Raw genomic sequence first — 695 nt, forward strand, 5'->3', positions numbered from 1 at the left:
GCCAGTGGTTGCGGGTTCGCGGCCGATTCCCTTCCCTGCTTGGCAGCCATGATCCTGTGGTCAGCCGCGTGCGCACGCCGATCGGCCGGCGCGGCATCTATGCGGTCAGGATCGGTGCCGACTCGCGCGCCGAGGCCAACGGCATCTGCAATAAGCTGCAAAGCGTCGGCGGGGCGTGCCTGGTTATGCGAAATCGGTAGCTCAAGCCGTCTTCGCCGCCACCGTCTCGCTGAGCCAGGTGCCGATCTTGGCGCCGAGGCGGTCGGGAGAGACCGGCTTTGGCAGGTAGTCGTCCATGCCGGCTTCCATGCATTTTTCGCGGTCGCCCTTCAGCGCATGCGCGGTGACGCCTATGATCGGCGTATGGCTGCCGCTCTGCCCTTCGATGGCGCGGATGGCGCGCGTCGCCTCGTAACCGTTCATCTCAGGCATGGAGACGTCCATCAGCACCAGCCTCGGGCGCAGCGAGCGGTACATCTCAACCGCGGTGCGGCCATTGCCGGCAATGCGATAGCTGAGGCCGAGGCCGTTGAGGATCTGGCCGAAGACCAATTGGTTCACGTCATTGTCCTCGGCGATCAGGATATCGATCGGACCGCCCGGCGCCGCCGCCGGTTCGGGCGAGAGGACCGGAACGGCTGGACCACGGATGACGGTGAAGGGCGGCGGCGCCGGGCGGTCCGATCGATATCCTG

General features: G+C 66.3%; 2 protein-coding genes. One reads left to right on the plus strand and one right to left on the minus strand.

From position 1 onward, the window contains the following. Positions 1 to 200, plus strand: a 200-nt coding sequence (locus EOA60_RS35820; RefSeq protein ID WP_164899917.1) for an SPOR domain-containing protein, incomplete at its 5' end; no start/stop codon positions are given. Between the two features lies 1 nt (position 201). Here the strand turns inward: EOA60_RS35820 and EOA60_RS35825 are convergent. Then, on the minus strand, positions 202 to 695 hold a 494-nt coding region (locus EOA60_RS35825; protein ID WP_164899918.1), incomplete at its 5' end, for a response regulator.

Origin of the sequence: Mesorhizobium sp. M1A.F.Ca.IN.020.06.1.1 (assembly GCF_004023265.1) — a bacterium.
GTDB lineage: Bacteria > Pseudomonadota > Alphaproteobacteria > Rhizobiales > Rhizobiaceae > Mesorhizobium.